This is a genomic window from Thioclava sp. F42-5 (genome assembly GCF_002213195.1).
Lineage (GTDB): Bacteria > Pseudomonadota > Alphaproteobacteria > Rhodobacterales > Rhodobacteraceae > Thioclava > Thioclava nitratireducens.
This window is the reverse complement of record NZ_NBNZ01000004.1, coordinates 235,171-253,495: the sequence shown is the minus strand read 5'-3', so window position 1 is coordinate 253,495 and position 18,325 is coordinate 235,171. Positions and strand designations below refer to the sequence as shown.

Below are 18,325 nucleotides of genomic sequence, written 5' to 3'. Positions count from 1 at the left end.
AAAACTAGCCGAGCTGCGACAGGCTGTCACGTCTCGTCTTGCGGGTTCTTGGTCTCCGGCGCAATTTCTTCCTCCAGCGCACGGGCGAGCCGGAAGCCGATCCGCCGCGGCGCCTCGTCCTCGGCGGGTTTCGGTTGCGCGATCAGCATCACGTTGAGCTGGTTCACATGCTGGATGAGCTGCGTGCGCGCGCCGTATTCGTCGGTGCCGTAGAAAGTGAGGATGTCGGGATCGAAAAAACCGATCCCCTCGATCTGCAGGACGCCCGCCTCGCCGCCGGTGAGGCCAAGCACGACTTCTTCGTCTTCCTGCAGCTGCTCTTCGAAGTTCTGGATATAGAGCAACACTCGCTCATAGGCCCATTGCGCCGGGCTCTTGTCCTCGGGCCGCGCCCGAGCCAGTTCGGGCGGAAGCGGTTTGACCTCGGCGGTCTTCGGCGCGTTCTCCGAGGTATGCACCACCTTCGCATTCGGAAGGGCAGCTTCCTCATGGGCTTCGGCGGTGGTGCGTATTTCGGTCATTTCAGGCTCCAAAGCCAGGCGCCGTCCTCTCGCAAGGTGCGGCTCACTTCCCCTTTGTGCCAAAGATGGTTGAGATGCGCCATCGCCTCGACCATCGCGAGCCCGTGGGTACTCTCGTCGATCTGGCGCTTGAACAGCGGCGGGAAGCAATCGCAAGCGGTGCGCGGGGTGTCGAGATGCTTGCGCAGACGTTTCAGCGCGCCCTCGTGGTTCTCGATCATCTGACGCAGCCGCAGCGGCAGCCCGGTGAAAGGCAGCTTGTGGCCGGGCAGCACGAGATGGCGATCCTCCGCGATCTCGGCAAACCGCGCGCAGGAGGTAAGCCAGTCCGCCAGCGGATCGGCCTCGGGTTCGGTCGCGTAAACACCGAGATTGGCCGAGATCGAGGGGAGCAGCTGATCGCCGCCCAGGACCAGATCGTCGTCCAAACTCCACAGCGTCGCGTGTTCGGGCGCGTGACCGTCGCCCATCTTCACCGACCAACGCCGCGCGCCGAGGGTAATCTCGTCGCCCTCCACGATCCGGGTGAAACCGAGCGGCATCGCATGAACGCAATCGGCGAAGTTGAAGGGGCGTTCATTGGCGCGTTTGTCCAGAAGCGCCGCGTCCATCCCGGCGCGGCGGTAATAGGTCAGGGTCTCGGCCACGGGCCGATCCTGCGGATCGAGTTGCAGCATCCGCGCAAACAGCCACGAGGTCCGCGTGGTTATCAGCTCCGCGCCCTGCTCCTGCAGCCAGCCTGCCAGCCCGATATGATCGGGGTGGTAATGGGTCACCAGAACCTTCGTGACCGGCTTGCCACCCAGCGGTCCGTCCATAGCCGCCTGCAGCGCCGCGCGACATTTGCGCGTGTCGATGCCCGGATCGACCAGCGCCCAGCTATCGCCCTCGTCCAACGCAAAGCAATTGACGTGATCGAGCGCCATGGGCAGCGGCAGCCGGATCCAAATCACGCCGGGTGCGACCTCGATCTCGCCGCCCGGATCTGGCGGCTCCGCCCAAGGATAGCGGATGCCGCTCGCCGACGCGGGGGTGTCCTCGCCCCTCATGCCTCGAGATCTTCGACGCTGAGCGCGTAGAGCCCCTCGGCCCCCTCCTTCGCCTCGGCCAGCGAGGCCGCATAGGCCGGCATCAGGCGGCGGATATAGACGGCGGCCAGATGCCCGCGCGCGGAATCGCGGCCCTCGGCCATGGCGGCGCGCAGGTGGTAATAGCCCCCCAGCACCCGCGCGAAGGCGTCGAGATAGGGCACGGCACCCGCGAAACGATCCTGCATGCCTTGGCGCACCATCCATTCCGTGTGCTCGCGCAATTCCTCGGCGGCCTGCCAGACGTCTTCGGCCAGCACCGGGAAATCGCCACGTGCGCCCTGCGCCTCGTCCTCGATCTCCTGCAGCAGACGGAAGGCGGCCTTGCCCTCGTCCATCATTTTGCGGCCCACGAGGTCCATCGCCTGAATGCCGTTGGTGCCTTCGTAAATCGTGGTGATCCGCACGTCGCGCAGATATTGGGCAGCGCCCGTCTCCTCGATGAAGCCCATGCCGCCATGGATCTGGATCCCGGTCGAGGCAACGCGGATGCCCATATCGGTGCCATAGGCCTTCGCGATCGGCGTCAGCAGCGCCGCGCGGGCCTGCCAGTTCGCATCGCCGGTCGCACGCCCCATGTCGATCGCCACCGCACAGGCCAGCGCAATCGACCGCGCCGCGAAGATCTCGGCCTTCATGCCCGAGAGCATCCGGCGCACATCGGCATGCTCCACGATCGGCGCGAATTGCACCCGGTCCTTCGCATAGGCCAGCGCCTGCTGATAGGCCGCTTCGGCCACGCCGATGCCCTGCGCGCCGACGTTCAGACGCGCGTTGTTCATCATCGTGAACATCGCGGCCATGCCCTTGTTCTCTTCGCCGACGAGCCAGCCGGTCGCGCCCTCGTAGCTCATCACGCAGGTCGGCGAGCCATGGATACCCAGCTTGTGCTCCAGCGAAACCACTTTCAGCGAGTTCGCCACGCCCGGCTTGCCATCGGCATCCGGGATCAGCTTCGGCACCATGAACAGGCTGATGCCCTTCGTGCCGGGCGCCGCATCGGGCAGGCGCGCCAGCACGAGGTGGCAGGTATTCTCGACGCAATCATTGTCGCCCCAGGTGATGTAGATCTTCTGGCCCGAGATCGCATAGGTGCCGTCGTCATTCGGCACCGCCTTGGTCTTGAGCGCCCCCACGTCGGAGCCTGCCCCCGGCTCGGTCAGGTTCATCGTGCCCGACCATTCGCCCGAGATCAGCTTGGGCAGATACAGCGCCTTGATCTCGTCGGAGGCGTGATGCTCCAGCGCTTCGATCTGGCCCTGCGTCAGCAGCGGGCTGAGCTGCAGCGCGAGGTTCGCGCCCGACAGCATGTCGTTGAAGCCGACGTTGAGCGCCTGCGGCAGGCCCATCCCGCCATGTTCCGGGGTCGCCGCGATGCCAATCCAGCCGCCTTCTGCAAGCGCTGCGAAGGCCTCCTTGAAACCGGGCGACGAGCGCACGACGCCGTTCTCCAGTTTCGCGGGCGTCAGGTCGCCGTCGCGATTGGTCGGCGCGATCACCTCGTCGCAGAGCTTGCCGCCTTCGGTGAGGATCGCCTCGACCATATCGGGGGTCGCTTCGGCGAACATCTCGGTGGCGGCGACGGGCGCAAGCGGCACGACGTGATCGAGGATGAAACGAATGTCGGTGACGGGGGAACGGTAAGTCATGGGTCTCCTCCGGGCAGCTTGGCAATTGCCGCGCGCGCGTCTATGTCCTGTCGGGTTGCCATCACCCTACCGCAAGGGCAGCCCCCTTCAACTCCAACGCTGCGTCACGACTGCATGAGCCAAGACACGAAACTCCTTTCCGCTGATGCCGAGGGCTACGCACAGGCAGCCGCCCTGCTGCGCGCGGGCGAACTGGTCGCAATGCCGACCGAGACGGTCTACGGGCTTGCAGGCGATGCGCGCAACGACCGCGCGGTGGCGGCCATCTTCGCGGCGAAGGGGCGTCCGAAGTTCAATCCGCTGATCGTGCATCTGCCTTCGATCGAAGCGGCCGAAGAGATCGCCGTGGTCTCTGACGATGCACGCCAGATCGCCGCACGCTACTGGCCGGGGCCGCTGACGCTGGTGCTGCCGCTGCGCCCCGATGCCGGGCTTTCCGATCTGGTGACCGCCGGGCATGACACGGTCGCGATCCGCCTGCCCGCGCATCCGGTCGCCCGCGCGCTGCTGACGGAATTCGGCGGGCCGCTCGCCGCGCCCTCTGCGAACCCCTCCGGCAAGATCAGCCCGACCACAGCGCAGCATGTGATTGACGGGCTGGACGGCAAGATCGCGGCGGTGATCGATGGCGGCCCCTGCGTGGTCGGGGTGGAATCGACCATCCTCGCACTCGATCCGCCCGCGCTGCTTCGCCCCGGCGGGGTCGCTGCGGAAGAGATCGAGGCACTGATCGGTCAGCCGCTGCCCACCGGCGGTGACGCATCCAAACCAAATGCACCGGGGCAGCTCAAATCGCATTACGCGCCGGGCGCGGCCGTGCTGCTGGACGTGACCGCCCCGCGCCCCGACGCGGTCTGGATCGGCTTCGGCGGCGATTGCCCGACCGCCGATCTGAACCTATCGCCTTCAGGCGATCTGACCGAAGCCGCCGCAAATCTTTTCGCTATGCTGCGCAAAGGCGATGCGCTGGCGAAGACGCGCGGCCTCGACACGCTCGCCTTCGCCCCGGTCCCGGAAACCGGCCTCGGTCGCGCGATCAACGACCGCCTGCGCCGCGCGGCGGCGCCGCGCGACTGATTGCGTCTTCGTTTTGGCTTAAATATCACGGGGGTGAGGCGCGGACGCGCCGAGAGGGCGGAGCCCCGTTCAGCCCTCAAGCATGACCAGCAGCAGCCGAGAGCGTCCGCGGGTCGATCCCCATGCCTTCCAGCGCGCGCACCCATTTCGTCTCGTGATCGCTATCGAGCGCGAGATCGGCATCGCTGTCGGCGGTGAGCCAGCCATTGTCTAGGATTTCCTCTTCAAGCTGCCCCGGCCCCCAGCCCGCATACCCCAGCGCCATCAGCGCCTGGTTCGGGCCGCGCCCCCGCGCGATGTCTTCGAGAATGTCGCGCGTGCCGGTCATGCGCAGGCGATCGGTGACCTCCATCTGGCCCTCGCCGGTCGTCCAGTCGGGCGAATGCAGCACGAAGCCGCGCCCGGTCTCGACCGGGCCACCGAACAGGATCGGCTGATCGAGGCGGATATCCGCGCCGGGCCGGTCGATATCGAGGCTTTCGAGAAGGTCCGAGAAGGCCGGCGAAGGCAAGGGCTTGTTGATGATCAAGCCCATCGCACCCTCATCGGAATGGGCGCATACGGCGATCACCGAATGCTCGAATCGCGGATCGCCCATGCCGGGCATCGCGATCAGAAACTTGCCTGTCAGGTCCATCTCGATCCCCTCCGCAAAATGCATCCAGTCTCTATTTAAGGTGGCGCGGGGAAGACGTCGATTCAAGCCGGACGCAGGAATTGTTTGGTATTGTGACGCGCCTGGACAAAATGTTGCACGCTTCTGTCGCGTTTGTGACTTCTGAACGTGCAGGGAAGCGACTAGGTAAAAGATATGACACGTTTGTTACCAGTGATGGGAATTCTGCTCGGTTGTTGCCCGCTTGGCGTGGCGGCGCAGGAAGCTGTTGCGCAGATCGCAGCGCAGGAGCAGGTCGCGCCGCAGGAGGCATCAATGCCCGCACTGCCGACGCCCCCGGGGCTGGAACAGGCGCAGCTGCGCGCAGGCGGAAAAGGCGCGAATGGCGCCCGTATGGCGGCGCTGGAGATCGCGCTCGCTCCCGGTTGGAAGACCTATTGGCGCTCGCCGGGCGATGCAGGCATCCCGCCGCATATTCAGTTCACCGGGTCGAGCAATCTCGCCTCCGCCGTAGTCCACTGGCCCGCACCGGAAGTGTTCCTGTCCTCCGGGATGCGCACCGTCGGCTATCACGACGGCGTCGTGCTGCCGATCTCGGTGACGCCGAAAGACCCGGACAAGCCGGTGCAGTTGAAAGCCGACGTGATGATCGGGATCTGCGAGAATATCTGCGTGCCGGTCAGCCTGCAGCTGGAAACGGAGGTCACCGCCGACGGCACCACCGATCCGAAGATTCAGGCGGCGCTTGCACGCGAACCACGCCAGATCGACCCGCCGACGCGCTGCGAGACGGAGCCGAAGAAGGACGGGGTGCGACTCACGGCGCGGATCGACCTGCCGCCCGCTATCGGCAAGGAAAATACCCTTCTGGAACTGGCCTCGCGCCCGGTCTGGGTGTCCGAGGCCGACAGCCACCGCGAGGGCGACACCCTCGTGACGAGCGCCGACTTCGTGCCGCCCGACGCGAAACCCTTCGACCTCGATCCGAGCGATCTACGCATCACCGTGCTCTCCGATCGCGGCGCGGTCGAGATCATGGGCTGCACCGAGTAATCACCCCGTCAGGCGTCGGACTTCTCAGACTTCGGGCGGTGGCCTGTGGCGGATATGGCCGCGCAAAAGCCGCGGCGCGATCAGCCCCGCCCCCATCGCCACCATCGCCGCGATCAGCGCGAAGCCTCCGAAGGCGGGCATCAGCGCCTCCCCCTCCCACATCGCGCGGCCCAGCGTGAGCGCGAAGCCCACCGCCATCAGCGCCGCAACCCCGGCCAGAATGCCGCGCAGCCGTACGACCCGCACGCCGTGACGCACCGCCTGCACCTGCCGCCCGAAATCGAGCTGCACCGCCAGCACCGCGGGCACGACCAGCAACACGATCACCATCCCGAAGCCCAGACCGTAGACCAACGTGATGACAGTGGATTTCAGGAACAGCGCCGAGCTCGACTGTTCGTAGAGTAGCGGCGCGAGGCCCAGAACCGTCGTCAGCGTCGTCAGCAGCACCGGGCGCAGACGATCCGAGACCGCGTCGACGATCGCGGGCACCATGCCGCGTCGTTCGGCATATTCGTCCACCGTTGAGATCAACACGATCGCGTCGTTGATGATAATCCCCACCATGCCGATTCCGCCTACAACGGCGAACATCGACATCGGCAGGTTCCAGATGTAGTGACCCCAGATCGCGCCGACCGCGCCGAAGGGGATCACCGACATAACCACGATCGGCCGGGTCCAGCTCGCGAAGATCCACGCCAGCACGATGTAGATGCCGATCAGGCACATGATCAGGCCCATCATGGCGTCGCTCAGGAAGTCGCGCTCCTGCTCGGCCTGCCCGGTGAGCGTATAGGCCACGCCGCGCTCCTCGGCGATGCGGGGCAGGATGTCGTCGCTGATCCGCGCCATGATCTCGTTGGCCCGCGCCGGGTCGTCCTCGGAGACATCGCCGGTGACAGAGACCTGCCGCACGCCATCCTCGCGCCGGATCGTCGAGAAGCCCGTCTGGCTGCGCACCGAGACGATATCGGCCAGCGGCACCCATTCGCCGCCCGGTGCGCGCAACTGCATCCGGTCGATGAAATCGGCGGCCAGTTCCTGCTCGGGAAGCTCCACCCGGATCGTGGCCGAGCGCACCCCGTCGGGGAAGCTCGCAGCCTCGGTGCCGTTCAGGCGCGCGCGCAATTCTCGGCTCAGCGTCGCGATATCGAAGCCCAGCGCCTCGCCCTGCGGGGTGAGATCAAGGATCAACTCCTGCTTGTCATAGGCGAGGTTGTCCTCCACCGCCGAGACTTCGGGGAATTGCGCAAGCTGCGTCTTCAGGTCTTCGGCGGCCTCCTTCAGGATGCGCGTCTCGCTACCCGAGAACTGGACCGCGATACCGTCCCCTGCCCCGCCGGAGCGGAAACGGCGGAAGCTGATCTCCTCGACCAGCGGCATGCGCGGCGTTTCGGCCTGCAGTCGCGAGACGAAGTCGAAGCTGGAATAGGGCCGGTAATCGGGGTCGATCACCTCGATGGAGATCGAGCCGAGAAGATCGGCATCCTTGGTATCGGCAGAGGCCAACCCGCGCCCCGACGCGCCACCGATCTGTCCCAGCGCGTATTCGACCGGGTTCACCCCGTACTCATCCTCGAACTCCTTCGCGACCTTGGTGACGGTCGCCTGCATCGCGCGCATCATCTCTTCGGTGTCGGCCCGCGTCGCGCCCTCGACCATCGAGAAGGCGCCGTTCACCGTCGATTGTTCCGGCGGGTTGAAGAAGCGCCACTGTACCTTGCCCGACATCACGAAGCTGACCTGCCACAGCAGAAGCGCAATCGCCGCCGCGATCACCGGGTAGCGCCCGATGACGATGAGGCGGGTCAACGGCTTCATCACCACGCGGCGGAACCAGTCGAGGCCGCGGTTCGCCTGCCGCGAAGGCCAGTCGTACCATTTGCCTTCGGACGTATGCCTCAGCGCGTGGCTCATATGGTTGGGCAGGATCACGAAGCACTCGATCAACGAGGCAGCAAGCACCGCGATCACCGTGTAGGGAATATCGACGATCATATTACCCATGCGCCCGCCGATCACGGTCAGCCCGGCGAAGGCGATCACCGTGGTCAAGGTCGAGGCGAAGACCGGGGCGGCCATGCGCCGCGCGCCATTCTCGGCGGCGAGCGTGGGATGCTCTCCCAGATGGCGGGCGCGGAAATCGGCATGCTCACCCACCACGATCGCATCGTCGACGACAATCCCCAGCGTCAGGATAAGCGCGAAGATCGAGATCATGTTCAGCGTCATTCCGGTGAAATACATCACCGCCAGAGCCGCAGCCATCGAGGTCGGGATCCCCATCGCCACCCAGAAGGCCGTGCGCGCATTGAGGAACAGGAACAGCAGCACCAGCACGAGGCCCAGCCCCAGTACCCCGTTGCCCACCAGCAGATCGAGGCGCTGCGTGATCGCGTCGGAGCGCGTGCGCACCAGATCCATCGAGGTGCCCGCCGGCAGCGTCGGCTGCATCTGGTCGATCACGCCTTCGACCTTGCGCTGAATCGCGATCGCATCGCCAGCCGCAGAGCGCGCGACATTGATCACCACCGCCGGATTGTCGCCGACGAAATAGGCCTGATTGCGGTCCCCGCCCTCGACCCGGATATTTGCGACGTCGCCCACGGTCAGCTGCGAACCGTCCGGTTCGGTGCGGATCACGAGGTTCTCGATTTCGGGGGCGGAGCGGCGCTCTTCGCCCGTGCGTACCCGCGTGGCACCGCCCGCCACTTCGCCCGCCGGATCGGTATTCGCCTCGGCGGAGATCACATCGATGATCTGCGTCAGCGTCACGTCATGGGCCATCATCGAGACGGTCGGCACTTCGACCACCGTCTCGGGCGCGGCGATCCCGGCGAGCGAGGTGCGCGTGACGCCTTGCTGGTAGAGCCGCACGACCGCCTCGTCGCCCAGTCGGCCCAACTGCTCGGGGGAGAGCGGTCCGGTGATCACCATGTCGGTCACCGTCTCGCGCCAGACGCCGCGTGCGACTTCCGGGTCTTCGGCCCCCTCGGGCAGATCGCCTGCCGAGGCCAAAGCGTTCTCGACATCGTTCACCGCGCGGGACATGTCCCAGCCGGGTTCGAAATCGAGACTGATCCGCGCCGAGCCTTCCGAGGCTCGGCTGTCCGAGGCTTCCACCCCCTCGACCGAGATCAGTGACGGCTCCAGCACCTGAACGATCGCCCGGTCGACCTCCTCCGCGCCAGCGCCGTCCCATTTCACCGAGACGGTGATCGATTCCTCGACCGAGTCCGGGAAGAACTGCGCGCGCATCCGCGGCAGGGCAACGAGCCCCGCGCAGATCATCACGACCAGCACGATATTCGCCAGCGTCGCGTGGCGGGTAAAGAGGCCGATCAGCCCGCGGGCGGGCGGCAATTCGCGTGGATCGAGGTCGGAGCGCATCTCAGCCTCCGATCCGGGATTCGAGCTTCTCGACGGTGGCGACGGGCACCTCGTCCTGCTTCAGCTCGGCAAGGAACCGCTGCTTGGCAGTATCAGGCATAACTTTGTTGGTTTCGACGAAGCTTACCAGCTTGGCGCGGCGCTCGGGATCGAGATTGATCGTCTCCGGTCCGGCGGCCGCCTGCGACTGACTGGGGCGCATCGGACGCAGCTTGATTCCACGGCCCAGAAGCGGCGTGCGCTCGGCGACGATCTCGGTGCCGGGCGCGAAATCAGCGCGGATGATGACGGCGTCGCCCTGACGGCGCAGCACGGAGACATCGGCGGTTTCCAGACGGTCTTCCGGGCCGAGCACGAGAACCGTGCCATCCGCATCGACCGCCGCGGCGGGAATCTCGGCGACATTCTCGAGCGCGGGCTCCTCTAGCCGGACGGTCACGAAATCGCCCGGACGCAGATTGCCCAGACCGTCGGTGACACGCGCGAACAGCAGGCGCCCCGTCACCCCGTCATCGACCGCCGCCGACACGCGCGAAAGCTCTGCCTTGGCGGTCAGCGTCTCCTCGCCCGCGACCAGCTCCACCCCCACGGGAAGATCGCGCAGCGCGCCCCGCGCGTCGATCAGGCGCGCAAACTGCGCGGTGGAGACGCGGAAGGCGATTTCCAGCGCGTTGGGGTCGATCAGCTTGCCCAGCATCTCGTTATTGGACACCAGCCCACCCGCGACCGCGTTCACCTCGGCCAGTCGCCCGGAAAATTCGGCGCGAATCTCGGTATCGGCCAGTTTCCGGTCGGCTTCGGTCAGGCCGATCTTGGCGCGGGTCAGCGAGGTGCGCGCGGTATCGAGCTGCGCCTGCGCAGTCGACAATGCCGAGCGGCGGTTCAACACCGCCTGATCGGCCGCCGAGGCCGCCAGTTCCGAAGTCTCCAGATTGGCAGCAGAGCCGACGCCCCGCTCCGAGAGCGAGCGCTGCCGGTCGAGCGCCTTGAGCCGCAGATCGGCTTGCCGCTGCGCCGCCGTCACGTCGTCCCTCGCGATGGTCAAAGCGCGCTCGGCCTGCGCAAGCGCGGCTTCGGCCTCGGCCACGGTCGCAGCCGCGCTGTCGCGTGCCGCCTGCGCCTCCGCCGGGTCCAGCTTGACCAGAAGCTCGCCCTTCTCAACCTCCGCACCATCCTCGAAATCGGGGGCAAGCTCGACGATCGTGCCTGCCGCCGAGGCGCGCAGTTCCAGCTCGCGGGTCGAGCGCACCTCGCCATAGGCGGTCAGCACGGGCGACATCGTCTTGAAGGTGACCGGGATCACATTGGCAGCAAAAATCCTTTCGCGCGCAGTGGGCGCACGCCCGCTCTCGGCATTGCGGGCCTGCATCGCCTGAAAGATCGAGAAGCCGCCCATCGCCAGCAGGCCGACGGTCAGCGCCAAAAGAAACAGCCCCATCAGGGAGCGGGTGAGAAAGCGCATGGCATCTCCGATCAGTCATCAGTGGCGCGGGCGCTCGCGATTGCCCACGGTCGCGCGATTTCCATGTTACCTTGCCGAAATAGGCGCAGGGAATGGTTATCTCTACGCGTCACGGGGCCGCGTCCGTCACTTTTTCACGAAAACGCGACCGTTTGGCGCGGTTTACGCCTGATCGAGACGGGCGCGGATTTGCAGCAGATCCGCCCATGCCTCGCGCTTCGCCGCCGGATTGCGCAGCAGGTAGGCCGGGTGGGTCATCGGCAGCGCAGGCCGCCCGAAGGCCTCGGCCCATGTGCCCCGCAGCCGCAGAATGCCGCGTTTGCCCAGCGCCGCCGCACAGGACGCATTGCCCATCAGAACGATCAGGTCAGGATCGGCCAGATCGACATGGCGGGCGAGGAATGGCAGCATCTGCGCGATCTCGGCAGGCGCGGGGTCGCGATTGCCCGGCGGACGCCAAGGCAGGACATTGGTGATGTAGAGCGCCGCCTCGGCATCGGGCGATTGCCGCGAGAGACCGATCGCGCCGAACATCTTGTCGAGCAGTTGACCGGCGCGGCCTACGAAGGGCAGGCCCTTCTGGTCCTCTTCGCGCCCCGGCGCCTCGCCGATGATCATCACCCGCGCGGCAGGCTTGCCATCGGCAAAGACCGTATTGCGCGCGCCGAGCTTCAGATCACACATCTCATAGGCGTCGATTGCGGCCCGCAGAGCTTCGAGCGTCTCGGCCTTGCCCGCTGCATCACGCGCGACCACGACCGGATCGGGGCCCTCGATCTTTGCCATCTGCGCCACCGGCGGCAAATCCCGGTCCGCCACGGGCGCAGCCTCGGGCGCCTTCGCCTTGGCCTGCGCGGATTTATCGGGCAGCGCATAGCAGTCGACCGGCGTGTCACCGATGACGGTGTCGACGCCCATTTCCAGCTGCCATTCGAGGGCGGCCAGAGCTGCGTGATAGTCGATTTCCAGGGTCGGCTGAGTCTCCATTGCGCGACCCTACCCCATGGGCGCTGCGACGGTAAAGCGGCTGGACGCCCGCCCCCCCGTTTGCCATAAGCGTCGCAGTCTAACCGGAGCATCGCGCAATGGCTTTTCGCCCAAGGCACCTGCTGGGGATCGAACATCTGAGCCCCGAGGATATCCTCACCGTTCTCGACCTCGCCGAACAATATGTGGATCTGAACCGTCGCACGGTGAAAAAGACCGACGCGTTGGCCGGGATGACCGCGATCAACATGTTCTTCGAGAATTCGACGCGGACCCAATCGAGTTTCGAGCTTGCGGGCAAGCGGCTCGGAGCGGACGTGATGAACATGTCGATGCAGACCTCTTCGGTGAAGAAGGGCGAGACCCTGATCGACACCGCACTGACGCTGAACGCGATGCATCCCGATCTGCTGGTGGTGCGGCACGGCTCGTCCGGCGCGGTCGATCTGTTGGCGCAGAAGGTCGAATGCGCGGTGATCAATGCGGGCGACGGCAAGCATGAACACCCCACGCAGGCACTTCTGGATGCGCTGACGATCCGGCGCGAGAAGGGCCGGATCAAGCGCCTCACGGTCGCGATCTGCGGCGATGTCGCTCATAGCCGGGTGGCGCGCTCCAACCTGATCCTGCTGGGCAAGATGGAGAACCGCGTACGCCTCGTGGCGCCGCCGACGCTGATGCCCTCGGGCGTGGGCGAATTCGGCTGCGAAGTCTATCACGACATGCGCGAAGGCCTGCGCGACGCCGATGTGGTGATGATGCTGCGGCTTCAGAAAGAGCGGATGGATGGCGGCTTCATCCCGTCGGAGCGCGAATATTTCCACCGCTACGGGCTGGATGCCGAGAAGCTCGCCTATGCCAAGGAAGACGCGATCGTCATGCATCCGGGCCCGATGAACCGCGGCGTGGAGATCGACGGCACCATCGCCGACGACATCAACCGCTCGGTCATTCAGGAACAGGTCGAGATGGGCGTGGCGGTGCGCATGGCGGTGATGGACCTCTTGGCGCGCAACCTGCGGGCAGAGCGCGGGCGCGCTTTGACGGAGGGTACCTATGTCTGAGATCAAGCGCGACGAGGTTCTCAACTACCGCCCCGGCCCCGAAAGCGAATTGCCGCTGGAAGAGGGCGAGAAAGTTCTGGCCGTCTTCACGGCGGACAAGAAACGCTACTGGACCGACCATGCGGTTCTGGCGGTGATCGGTGCGGTGCTGGTCTCGGCGGTGCTGTTCTGGCTCGGCAAACCCGATCAGGTGGTGATCGCGAGCTTCGCCATCGTGGTCGGCATGGCTGCCCGCGGGCTCTATTTCCGCTCGGAGGCCTTCGCGCGGCGCTGGCAATTGACCGACCGCCGCCTGATCGGACCACAGGGCAAACAGGTGATGCTGCTGCAGATTGACGCGGTGCGCTCGCTGATGGGCGACGTGCAGGTCGTGACGAAAAGCGGCGACAAGCATCTGATCCGCCACCTCGCCGATGCAGGCCCGGTGGTGCGCGAAATCGAGAGCGCGCGGGCCGCGCGCAAACTGGTGGCGAAGTGAGGCACGAAGCATGACCCTTTTCCTCGAAAACGCCCGCCTGATCGACCCCGAGGCACTGACCGAAACTACCGGAAACGTGGTGATCGACGGCGACCGGATCGCGGCGATCGGCGACATGTCCGCGCCCGCCGATGCCGAGGTGATCGATTGCCGCGGCAAATGCCTCGCGCCGGGGATCGTCGATCTGGGTGTGAAGATCGGTGAGCCGGGCGAGCGCCACATGGAAAGCTTCCGCACGGCGGCGCTGGCCGCCGCAGCCGGGGGCGTGACCACCATCATCGCCCGTCCCGACACGCAGCCCGCCATCGACAATCCCGAGACGCTGGAATTCGTCACCCGCCGTGCAGCGGATGCGCCGGTGCGTATCCTCCATATGGCGGCGCTGACCAAGGGCCGCGACGGGCAGGAAATGACCGAGATCGGCTTTCTGAAAGATGCCGGCGCGGTGGCTTTCACCGATGTCACGCGCGTCTCGGATCAGACCAAGGTGCTGCAACGCGCCTTCACCTATGCGGCCCACCTGGGGGCTCTGGTGATCGGCCATCCGCAGGAACCGGTCCTGTCGAAAGGAGCGGCTGTCACCTCGGGCAAATTCGCCTCACTGCGCGGTCTTCCCGGCGTGTCCCCGATGGCCGAGCGGATGGGGCTCGACCGCGATCTGGCGCTGGTGGAGATGACGGGCCTCGCCTATCACGCCGACCAGATCACCACCGCGAAGGCCCTGCCCGCGCTGAGCCGTGCGAAGGCGGCGGGGCTTGATGTCACCGCCGGGGTCTCGATCCACCACCTGACGCTGAACGCGCTCGACGTGGGCGATTACCGAACCTTTTTCAAACTGACGCCGCCGCTGCGCGACGAGGAAGACCGGCTCGCGGTGATCGAGGCGGTGGCGGACGGAACGATCGACGTGATCTGCTCGCTCCACACGCCCGCCGACGAGGAATCCAAGCGCCTGCCCTTCGAGGAAGCGGCCTCTGGCGCGGTCGGGCTAGAGACGATCCTGCCTGCTGCGATGCGCCTGTATCATGCCGGTCAGCTGACCCTGCCGCAGCTCTTCCGGGCGATGTCGCTGAACCCGGCGAAGCGGCTCGGACTGCCGCAGGGGCGGCTTTCCGAGGGAGCTCCGGCAGACCTCGTGCTCTTCGATCCGGACGCGCCGTTCGTGCTCGACAGGTTTAAATTGCGCTCAAAATCGAAGAATACCCCCTTCGATACTGCTCGAATGGAAGGCAAAACGCTTGCCACATTCGTCGCAGGGGTGCAGGTTTATAACAACAATAACGACTCATAAATGAGGCGAGGGCAGGCACATGCCGGGAATTGAGAACGGGTCCGCATGGCTCGGGCTGGTGGCTGCACTGGGCTACCTGCTCGGATCCGTGCCCTTTGGGCTCGTTATCACCAAGCTTTTCAAACTGGGCGACCTGCGCAAGATCGGCTCCGGGAATATCGGCGCGACGAACGTCCTGCGCACCGGAAGCAAGAGCGCGGCGCTCGCGACCCTGCTCCTCGACAGCGGCAAAGGCGCGATCGCGGTTCTCATCGCGCGCTATGTGCTGGGAGAAACCGCCGCACAGGTGGCGGGCGCTGCGGCCTTCATCGGTCATATCTACCCGGTCTGGTTGCGCTTTCAGGGCGGCAAAGGGGTCGCGACCTTCCTCGGCACGATGATCGCGCTGGCCTGGCCTGTGGGTCTCGCGACCTGCGCCGTCTGGCTGGTGACCGCGGTGGTAACGCGGATTTCTTCGCTCGCCGCACTTGTTTCGGCGGCGGCGACGGTACCGTTGGCCTATTTCCTCGGCTATCGCGAATTGATGATGCTGGCGGCGGGCCTGTCGGTGCTGATCTTCTGGCGCCACCGCACCAATATCGCACGCCTTGCAATGGGCACGGAGCCGAAGATCGGCAAGAAGACCTGAGCCACCTCAGACGTGCTGGCCCGCGTTCACCTCGATCTCGGTGCCGGTGACGTAGCTCGACGCGTCCGAGCACAGGAACCAGATCACATCCGCCACTTCCGACGGTTGGCCGAGCCTGCGCAACGGCAGGTTCTCGACGATCTTCTCGGTGCCGGGGCTGAGGATCGAGGTTTCGATCTCGCCCGGCGCGATCGCGTTCACGCGCACGCCGAGCGGCCCGAAATCATGCGCCATTTCGCGCGTCAGCGCCTTCAGTGCCGCCTTCGACGTGGAATAGGCCGCCCCCGCGAAAGGATGCACCCGCAGCCCGGCGATGGAGGTCACGTTGACCACAGCCCCCTGCGCCGCCGACAGTTCCTCGACCAACCCGCGCGCAAGCACGATGGAGGCAAAGAAATTGACGTGGAACACCTGCCCCCAGGTACGCAGATCGGTGTCGAGCGTATTGAGCCGCTCGCCCTCGGGCCCTTTGGGCGAAATCCCGGCATTGTTCACCAACGCATGCAGCCGCCCGTCGATCCGGCTGCGAATATCTGCGATCGCGTCGATCACCTCGTCGGGCTTCGAGAGATCGACCTGAATGTGGTCTTCGCGGCCGCCGCCCCACGGGCATTGCTCGGGAAACGGTTGGCGCGAACAGGTAATCACGCGCCACCCCTCGGCTGCGAAACGTTTCACCGTGGCGTGGCCGATCCCGCGGCTCGCCCCTGTCAGCAGCATTACTTTGCGATCGTCCATCACTCGAACTCCCCGTCAGCGCGTTCCCGACCCTAGTCGGTTTTGGTCCGAGCGCAACGGCCCCGATTGCACCCTTCCAAACCCGGCGCGAACGGTCTAGCAAGATGAGATCACCCTGCCCGAGGACCAGCCAGATGAGAAAGCAGACCATGGATCGTGACTGGATTGCCACCGCCCGCACCCTCTCCGAAGCCCTGCCCTACCTGCAACGCTATTCCGGCGCCGTGGTCGTGGTGAAATTCGGCGGAAACGCGATGGGCGACGAAGAGGCGATGGCCGATTTCGCCCGCGATATCGTGCTGATGCGCCAGGTCGGCATCTTCCCGGTCGTGGTGCATGGCGGCGGGCCGATGATCAACGAGATGCTGGGCAAGCTCGGCATCGAGAGCCAGTGGGTCCGCGGCAAGCGCGTCACCGACAAGGCGACCGTCGAGGTGGTCGAGATGATCCTCTCGGGCCTCGTCAACAAGCGCATCGTGCAGGCGATCAACGATCAGGGCGGTCGTGCGGTCGGTATCTCGGGCAAGGACGACGACCTGATGGTCTGCGAGGCGGACGACCCGGAACTCGGTTTCGTCGGTCGTCCAGTCGAGATGAACGTGCAGGTGATCCGCGACCTCTACAACGCGGGCATGATCCCGGTGATCGCCCCGGTCGCGACCGGCATGGCCGATAACGAGACATTCAATGTCAATGGCGACACTGCGGCTGGCGCCATCGCGGGCGCGCTGCGCGCCGATCGCCTGCTCCTGCTGACCGACGTAGCGGGCGTCAAGAACAAGGCCGGCGAAGTGGTGACGCAGCTGACGCCGGAAGACGTCACAGCGATGATCGCCGATGGCACCATCGCGGGCGGCATGATCCCCAAGGTCGAGACCGCGCTGAAAGCGGTCGAAGAGGGCGTGCGCGCGGTTGTCATCGTCGACGGGCGCGTTGCCAATGCCTGCCTGCTGGAACTCTTCACCGAACATGGGGCGGGCTCGATGATCCGCTCGACCGAGCCGCGCGTGAAACCGCGCGGTGAGTGAGACGCCGCCGGTGACTTTTCCGGCGATCGAGCCGCTCGCGGAGGCGCTCGCCCCGCATCGGCTGTTCGTATCGGGGCTGCTGCATGAGGGCAGCGAGACGATCGCGCTGATCTCCCCCGACGAGCCGGGGTTTTGGGCGCATGTCACCGCTCAGCCGGAATTCGCCGAGGACGTTCTCGATCCTCTGGATCGCTGGTCGGCACGGGTGATCGGCGCCATCGCACGGCAATTTGAAGCCCGCGCGCTTTTCCCCTTCACCGGTCCGCCCTGGCAGCCATTCGTAAGCTGGGCCTTGAAAAGCGGACAGAGCTTCGCCTCGCCGGTCCACCTGATGTGCCATATGCATATGGGCCTCTGGGCCTCGGTACGGGGCGCGCTGGCCCTGCCCGGCTTGCTTCCGCTGCCCGCAGCCGCAGCCAATCCCTGCCTCGGTTGCCCCGCGCCCTGCGCTACCGCCTGCCCGGTCGACGCGCTCACGGCGGACGGTTACGACACGGCAAGCTGTCACGCGCATCTCGACCGCCCCGAGGGTGCGACCTGTCGCGATCTCGGCTGCCTTGCAAGACGCGCTTGCCCGGCAGGTGAAAGCTATGGCAGGCTGCCCCAGCAATCCGCATGGCATATGAGGCAGTTTCACCCATGACCCCGCTCGGCTATCGCCGCCTGATCCTGACCCGTCATGCGAAATCCAGCTGGGATGACCCGGCGATGGAGGATCGTGACCGCCCGCTGAATGGGCGTGGCCGAGCCGCCGCGCTGGAACTCGGCGATTTCCTCGCCTCGCGCGGGTTGGAGCCGGAAGAGGTGCTCTGCTCCTCGGCCACCCGCACCCGCGAGACGTGGGACCGGGTCGAACGCGCGGTGATCGAGACGCGGCCGCAGGTGAGCTATGTCGAAGACCTCTACCACGCCGCCCCCGAGATGATGCTGCAGGTCCTGCGCACCGCCTCCGCGCCGACGGTGATGATGCTGGGCCACAACCCCGGCATCGCGGAATTCGCCCATCGCCTGCCCGCGCGCGCCCTGCACGACCCCGATTTCCGCCGTTTCCCCACCTGTGCCACGCTGATCGTCGATTTCCAGATCGACAGCTGGGACGAGGTGCAGCCGGGACAGGGATCGGTGCTCGATTTCTTCACGCCGACCCGGCGCGGCTGATCGCGGCATTTCTCTCCCATGATCGTGACGTCGGGACACGGTTTTCTGTGGCCAGTCGCGCGCCGGTGCCCTATCTCTCGGGCGTAATCATCAC

Annotated in this window: 17 protein-coding genes; 9 read left to right on the top strand and 8 right to left on the bottom strand. The window is 65.9% G+C overall.

Annotated features, from left to right (window positions below; all coding sequences use genetic code 11):
- Window positions 1-26 precede the first annotated feature (26 nt).
- The 3 genes from B6V74_RS12820 to B6V74_RS12810 are packed head-to-tail and all read right to left on the bottom strand — an operon-like array spanning window position 27 to window position 3,258.
- Window positions 27-521 carry a DUF6173 family protein gene (locus B6V74_RS12820; protein ID WP_075775974.1) on the bottom strand — a complete coding sequence of 165 codons (495 nt, stop codon included), beginning with the start codon at window positions 519-521 and terminating at the stop codon, window positions 27-29.
- A complete protein-coding gene (locus B6V74_RS12815) occupies window positions 518-1,570 on the bottom strand; it encodes an MBL fold metallo-hydrolase (protein WP_088722972.1) in 1,053 nt (350 codons plus the stop codon). The genes B6V74_RS12820 and B6V74_RS12815 overlap by 4 nt, the downstream gene beginning before the upstream one ends.
- Window positions 1,567-3,258 carry an acyl-CoA dehydrogenase gene (locus B6V74_RS12810; RefSeq protein ID WP_088720329.1) on the bottom strand — a complete coding sequence of 564 codons (1,692 nt, stop codon included), beginning with the start codon at window positions 3,256-3,258 and terminating at the stop codon, window positions 1,567-1,569. The genes B6V74_RS12815 and B6V74_RS12810 overlap by 4 nt, the downstream gene beginning before the upstream one ends.
- A gap of 114 nt (window positions 3,259-3,372) precedes the next feature.
- On the opposite strand from B6V74_RS12810, the gene B6V74_RS12805 reads away from it, so the two are divergent.
- Entirely contained in the window at window positions 3,373-4,335 is a 963-nt protein-coding gene (locus B6V74_RS12805; protein WP_088722971.1) for an L-threonylcarbamoyladenylate synthase, read from the top strand.
- 76 nt (window positions 4,336-4,411) lie between these two features.
- On the opposite strand, the gene B6V74_RS12800 is transcribed toward B6V74_RS12805, so the two are convergent.
- Entirely contained in the window at window positions 4,412-4,972 is a 561-nt protein-coding gene (locus B6V74_RS12800; RefSeq protein ID WP_075776024.1) for a YqgE/AlgH family protein, read from the bottom strand.
- Between the two features lie 174 nt (window positions 4,973-5,146).
- Between B6V74_RS12800 and B6V74_RS12795 the strand changes: the two genes are divergently transcribed.
- A complete protein-coding gene (locus tag B6V74_RS12795) occupies window positions 5,147-6,004 on the top strand; it encodes a protein-disulfide reductase DsbD domain-containing protein (RefSeq protein WP_088722970.1) in 858 nt (285 codons plus the stop codon).
- A gap of 24 nt (window positions 6,005-6,028) precedes the next feature.
- Here B6V74_RS12795 and B6V74_RS12790 read toward each other — a convergent pair whose 3' ends face one another.
- From B6V74_RS12790 to B6V74_RS12780, 3 genes are all read right to left on the bottom strand, one after another.
- On the bottom strand, window positions 6,029-9,397 hold the full coding sequence (locus B6V74_RS12790) for an efflux RND transporter permease subunit (protein WP_088722969.1): 3,369 nt from the start codon (window positions 9,395-9,397) through the stop codon (window positions 6,029-6,031).
- Between the two features lies 1 nt (window position 9,398).
- Window positions 9,399-10,859, bottom strand: coding sequence for an efflux RND transporter periplasmic adaptor subunit (locus B6V74_RS12785; RefSeq protein WP_088722968.1), 1,461 nt, complete (start codon window positions 10,857-10,859; stop codon window positions 9,399-9,401).
- Window positions 10,860-11,021: 162 nt separating this feature from the next.
- Window positions 11,022-11,846, bottom strand: a complete 825-nt coding sequence (locus B6V74_RS12780) for a uracil-DNA glycosylase (RefSeq protein WP_088722967.1) — start codon at window positions 11,844-11,846, stop codon at window positions 11,022-11,024.
- A 98-nt stretch (window positions 11,847-11,944) separates the two neighbouring features.
- Between B6V74_RS12780 and B6V74_RS12775 the strand changes: the two genes are divergently transcribed.
- The 4 genes from B6V74_RS12775 to plsY are packed head-to-tail and all read left to right on the top strand — an operon-like array spanning window position 11,945 to window position 15,307.
- The gene (locus B6V74_RS12775) at window positions 11,945-12,910 is read left to right on the top strand and encodes an aspartate carbamoyltransferase catalytic subunit (RefSeq protein WP_075775967.1); all 966 of its coding nucleotides are present in this window, start codon (window positions 11,945-11,947) and stop codon (window positions 12,908-12,910) included.
- Window positions 12,903-13,388 carry a hypothetical protein gene (locus B6V74_RS12770; RefSeq protein WP_077701094.1) on the top strand — a complete coding sequence of 162 codons (486 nt, stop codon included), beginning with the start codon at window positions 12,903-12,905 and terminating at the stop codon, window positions 13,386-13,388. The genes B6V74_RS12775 and B6V74_RS12770 overlap by 8 nt, the downstream gene beginning before the upstream one ends.
- 10 nt (window positions 13,389-13,398) lie before the next feature.
- Window positions 13,399-14,679 carry a dihydroorotase gene (gene pyrC, locus B6V74_RS12765; RefSeq protein ID WP_075775966.1) on the top strand — a complete coding sequence of 427 codons (1,281 nt, stop codon included), beginning with the start codon at window positions 13,399-13,401 and terminating at the stop codon, window positions 14,677-14,679.
- A 19-nt stretch (window positions 14,680-14,698) separates the two neighbouring features.
- On the top strand, window positions 14,699-15,307 hold the full coding sequence (plsY, locus tag B6V74_RS12760) for a glycerol-3-phosphate 1-O-acyltransferase PlsY (protein ID WP_075775965.1): 609 nt from the start codon (window positions 14,699-14,701) through the stop codon (window positions 15,305-15,307).
- A 6-nt stretch (window positions 15,308-15,313) separates the two neighbouring features.
- On the opposite strand, the gene B6V74_RS12755 is transcribed toward plsY, so the two are convergent.
- On the bottom strand, window positions 15,314-16,045 hold the full coding sequence (locus B6V74_RS12755; protein ID WP_075775964.1) for an SDR family oxidoreductase: 732 nt from the start codon (window positions 16,043-16,045) through the stop codon (window positions 15,314-15,316).
- Window positions 16,046-16,194: 149 nt separating this feature from the next.
- On the opposite strand from B6V74_RS12755, the gene argB reads away from it, so the two are divergent.
- From argB to B6V74_RS12740, 3 genes are read left to right on the top strand one after another with little or no spacing between them, the layout of a single operon-like run.
- Window positions 16,195-17,073 (top strand): acetylglutamate kinase, encoded by an 879-nt coding sequence (argB, locus tag B6V74_RS12750; protein WP_075775963.1) that lies wholly within the window; start codon window positions 16,195-16,197, stop codon window positions 17,071-17,073.
- Entirely contained in the window at window positions 17,066-17,716 is a 651-nt protein-coding gene (locus B6V74_RS12745) for a ferredoxin (protein ID WP_233243099.1), read from the top strand. The genes argB and B6V74_RS12745 overlap by 8 nt, the downstream gene beginning before the upstream one ends.
- Window positions 17,713-18,231 carry a histidine phosphatase family protein gene (locus B6V74_RS12740; protein ID WP_075775961.1) on the top strand — a complete coding sequence of 173 codons (519 nt, stop codon included), beginning with the start codon at window positions 17,713-17,715 and terminating at the stop codon, window positions 18,229-18,231. The genes B6V74_RS12745 and B6V74_RS12740 overlap by 4 nt, the downstream gene beginning before the upstream one ends.
- Window positions 18,232-18,325: the final 94 nt, after the last annotated feature.

What these genes read in the sequence shown, in the direction of transcription:
- B6V74_RS12785 (WP_088722968.1), bottom strand. Translation starts at nt 10,859, where the DNA reads ATGCGCTTTCTCACCCGCTCCCTGATGGGGCTGTTTCTTTTGGCGCTG.
- B6V74_RS12790 (WP_088722969.1), bottom strand. Translation starts at nt 9,397, where the DNA reads ATGCGCTCCGACCTCGATCCACGCGAATTGCCGCCCGCCCGCGGGCTG.
- B6V74_RS12800 (WP_075776024.1), bottom strand. Translation starts at nt 4,972, where the DNA reads ATGGACCTGACAGGCAAGTTTCTGATCGCGATGCCCGGCATGGGCGAT.
- B6V74_RS12795 (WP_088722970.1), top strand. Translation starts at nt 5,147, where the DNA reads ATGACACGTTTGTTACCAGTGATGGGAATTCTGCTCGGTTGTTGCCCG.
- B6V74_RS12755 (WP_075775964.1), bottom strand. Translation starts at nt 16,045, where the DNA reads ATGGACGATCGCAAAGTAATGCTGCTGACAGGGGCGAGCCGCGGGATC.
- B6V74_RS12740 (WP_075775961.1), top strand. Translation starts at nt 17,713, where the DNA reads ATGACCCCGCTCGGCTATCGCCGCCTGATCCTGACCCGTCATGCGAAA.
- argB (WP_075775963.1), top strand. Translation starts at nt 16,195, where the DNA reads ATGGATCGTGACTGGATTGCCACCGCCCGCACCCTCTCCGAAGCCCTG.
- pyrC (WP_075775966.1), top strand. Translation starts at nt 13,399, where the DNA reads ATGACCCTTTTCCTCGAAAACGCCCGCCTGATCGACCCCGAGGCACTG.
- B6V74_RS12780 (WP_088722967.1), bottom strand. Translation starts at nt 11,846, where the DNA reads ATGGAGACTCAGCCGACCCTGGAAATCGACTATCACGCAGCTCTGGCC.
- plsY (WP_075775965.1), top strand. Translation starts at nt 14,699, where the DNA reads ATGCCGGGAATTGAGAACGGGTCCGCATGGCTCGGGCTGGTGGCTGCA.
- B6V74_RS12805 (WP_088722971.1), top strand. Translation starts at nt 3,373, where the DNA reads ATGAGCCAAGACACGAAACTCCTTTCCGCTGATGCCGAGGGCTACGCA.
- B6V74_RS12820 (WP_075775974.1), bottom strand. Translation starts at nt 521, where the DNA reads ATGACCGAAATACGCACCACCGCCGAAGCCCATGAGGAAGCTGCCCTT.
- B6V74_RS12770 (WP_077701094.1), top strand. Translation starts at nt 12,903, where the DNA reads ATGTCTGAGATCAAGCGCGACGAGGTTCTCAACTACCGCCCCGGCCCC.
- B6V74_RS12775 (WP_075775967.1), top strand. Translation starts at nt 11,945, where the DNA reads ATGGCTTTTCGCCCAAGGCACCTGCTGGGGATCGAACATCTGAGCCCC.
- B6V74_RS12810 (WP_088720329.1), bottom strand. Translation starts at nt 3,258, where the DNA reads ATGACTTACCGTTCCCCCGTCACCGACATTCGTTTCATCCTCGATCAC.
- B6V74_RS12815 (WP_088722972.1), bottom strand. Translation starts at nt 1,570, where the DNA reads ATGAGGGGCGAGGACACCCCCGCGTCGGCGAGCGGCATCCGCTATCCT.